The sequence below is a fragment of the Streptomyces sp. NPDC002130 genome (assembly GCF_040296465.1).
GTDB lineage: Bacteria > Actinomycetota > Actinomycetes > Streptomycetales > Streptomycetaceae > Streptomyces.
Genome location: NZ_JBEOXI010000530.1, coordinates 1 through 2,609, shown reverse-complemented (window position 1 = coordinate 2,609; position 2,609 = coordinate 1). Strand labels below are relative to the sequence as shown.

The 2,609-nt window shown below is 69.8% G+C and carries 3 protein-coding genes and 1 pseudogene; all 4 read right to left on the bottom strand.

The genetic code is table 11. The features are described 5' to 3' along the window. Window positions 1-196: 196 nt before the first annotated feature. Window positions 197-631 (bottom strand): transcription antitermination factor NusB, encoded by a 435-nt coding sequence (gene nusB / locus ABT116_RS42300; RefSeq protein WP_344454648.1) that lies wholly within the window; start codon window positions 629-631, stop codon window positions 197-199. 2 nt (window positions 632-633) lie between these two features. After that, window positions 634-1,200, bottom strand: coding sequence for an elongation factor P (gene efp, locus ABT116_RS42295; RefSeq protein WP_031138970.1), 567 nt, complete (start codon window positions 1,198-1,200; stop codon window positions 634-636). A gap of 53 nt (window positions 1,201-1,253) precedes the next feature. Next, window positions 1,254-2,369 carry an aminopeptidase P family protein gene (locus tag ABT116_RS42290; protein ID WP_351645796.1) on the bottom strand — a complete coding sequence of 372 codons (1,116 nt, stop codon included), beginning with the start codon at window positions 2,367-2,369 and terminating at the stop codon, window positions 1,254-1,256. Window positions 2,370-2,529: 160 nt separating this feature from the next. Next, a pseudogene (locus tag ABT116_RS51105) lies at window positions 2,530-2,609 on the bottom strand (AAA family ATPase); the annotation flags it as partial.

The window sequence follows — 2,609 nt, the reverse complement described above, 5'->3', positions numbered from 1 at the left end:
CGGTCACCGGAGTGCCGATCGCAACACCATTCGACTTGAACTGCACCGTACCGACAGCATTGTTCGGAGCAACCGTCGCCGTCAGATCAACCGCAGTACCCGTAACCGCCGTCGCGGGAATCGACAGCGACGTCGTCGTCACCACATCCACCGGAGCCGGATCAGAAACGGTCACCGTCTGAGCCTGTGGTCCGTCTCAGACCTCGTCGCGGCGGAGCGACGGCTTGAGTTCCTTCAGCCGGCCGAGCAGGCCGTTCACGAACGAGGGCGACTCGTCCGTGGAGAACTCCTTCGCCAGCTGCACCATCTCGTCGAGGACGACGGCGTCCGGCGTCGCGTCGACCCAGATCAGCTCGTAGGCGCCGAGCCGAAGGATGTTGCGGTCGACGACGGGCATCCGGTCGAGGGTCCAGCCGACGGAGTACTGCGCGATCAGCTCGTCGATGCGCTTCGCGTGCTTCGCGTAGCCCTCGACCAGCTCCATCGTGTACTCGCTGACCGGCGGCTGCCGGGTGTCCGCCCGGGACAGCCGGACCCAGTCCGCAAGGACGGTCAGCACCTCGGCGCCGCGCTGGTCCCCCTCGAAGAGAATCTGGAAGGCGCGCTTACGGGCCGTGTTGCGGGCAGCCACGGTTAGCTGTTCACCCGGCCGAGGTAGTCGCTGGTGCGGGTGTCGACCTTGATCTTCTCACCGGTGGTGATGAAGAGGGGCACGTTGATCTGGTGACCGGTCTCCAGGATGGCGGGCTTGGTGCCGCCGGTGGAGCGGTCGCCCTGGACGCCCGGCTCGGTCTCCTGGATGACGAGCTCGACGGCGGCGGGCAACTCCACGAAGAGCACCTCGCCCTCGTGCTGCGCGACGGTGGCGGTGAAGCCCTCGATGAGGAAGTTCGCGGCGTCGCCGACGGCCTTGCGGTCGACGTGCAGCTGGTCGTAGGTCTCCATGTCCATGAAGACGAAGTACTCGCCGTCCATGTAGGAGAACTGCATGTCGCGCTTGTCGACGGTGGCCGTTTCGACCTTGACGCCGGCGTTGAAGGTCTTGTCGACGACCTTGCCGGAGAGCACGTTCTTGAGCTTGGTGCGCACGAAGGCCGGGCCCTTGCCGGGCTTGACGTGCTGGAACTCGACGACGGACCAGAGCTGGCCGCCTTCGAGCTTGAGCACCATGCCGTTCTTGAGGTCGTTCGTGGAAGCCACGGTTGCGGAATCTCCTGGACTGACGTACGACCCCGGGGCACGCACCTGCCTGGCTACAGGGCGAGCAGCTCCTTGGTCGTGATGGTGAGTAGCTCGGGTCCGCCGTCCGCCTCGGGGCGGACGACGAGCGTGTCATCGATCCGGACACCGCCCCGGCCCGGGAGGTGGACTCCCGGTTCGACGGTGACTGGCACGCAAGCGTCCAGTTTACCCATGGCCGCGGGACTCAATTGAGGGTCCTCGTCGATTTCGAGCCCTACACCGTGTCCGGTCAGGACCGTGAGGCCCTCCGTGTACCCCGCGGAGTCCAGGACCTGGCGGGCGGCGCGGTCGACGTCCCGGCAGGCGGCGCCGGGTACCAGGCTCTCACGCCCGGCCCGCTGGGCTGCGAAGACCAGGTCGTACAGCTCGATCTGCCAGTCCGCGGGGGCGGTGCCGATGACGAAGGTGCGGCCGATCTCGCAGCGGTAGCCGCGGTACGTCGCACCGAGGCAGACGGAGAGGAAGTCGCCCTCCTCGACGCGGCGGTCGGTGGGCCGGTGTCCGGGCCGGCCGGAGTTCGGGCCGGTGGCCACCGACGTCGGGAAGGCCGGCCCGTCCGCCCCGTGGTCCACGAGTCGTCGCTCGAGTTCCAGGGCGAGGTGGCGCTCGGTGCGGCCGACGAGGATCGACTCCAGCAGCTCACCGAGGGCCTGGTCGGCGATCTCGGCGCCGATGCGCAGGCAGGAGATCTCCTCCTCGTCCTTGACGACCCGGAGCTGTTCGACCGCGCTGCCGAGGCCCGCCAGGCGCAGCCCGGGGGCGACCGCGCCGAGGGCGCGGTGCCGGGCCACGGTGAGGTGGTGCTCCTCCACGGCGAGGGAGTCGGCGTCCTGGCCCGCGGCGAGGCGCGCCGCCGCGACGGCCGGGTCACCGCCGCCGACTCCGGGCAGCGTGTGGACGCGCAGTGCCTCGTCGGGGCGCTCCTGCGCGGGGCGGTCGGCCGTCGGCCCGGCACAGACCAGGAGATCCTGCTCCTCGGTCCTGCCCAGCAGCAGAACGGCGCCGTGCGGGGCGGCGCCCGCGAGATAGCGCACGTTGGCGGGGCGGGAGACCAGCGCCGCCGCGCTGCCGCCCGCATTGCAGTATTCCCTCAGACGCGTCCGGCGGGCCGCGTACACCTCTGACATGACCCGAGCGTATGAGCTCCGCCGGTTTTGCGCTGGTTGAGGGCGTCTGAGTGGGCGGTGCCCGAGATGTCCGGGTGGGGACGGATGCCGTTCGGGGTGGTGTGCCGCCCGCGCGTGCGTGGGGGCTTGTCGCGCAGTTCCCCGCGCCCCTATGGGGCGCTCACCACTGGGGTGGGCTGGCGATGGAGCGGGCCAGGACGTCGTCCAGTACGCGCGCCGTCTCGGGGACGTCCAGCTGGG

Coding starts and splice junctions, on each gene's coding strand:
- ABT116_RS42290 (WP_351645796.1), bottom strand. CDS start 2,369: ATGTCAGAGGTGTACGCGGCCCGCCGGACGCGTCTGAGGGAATACTGC.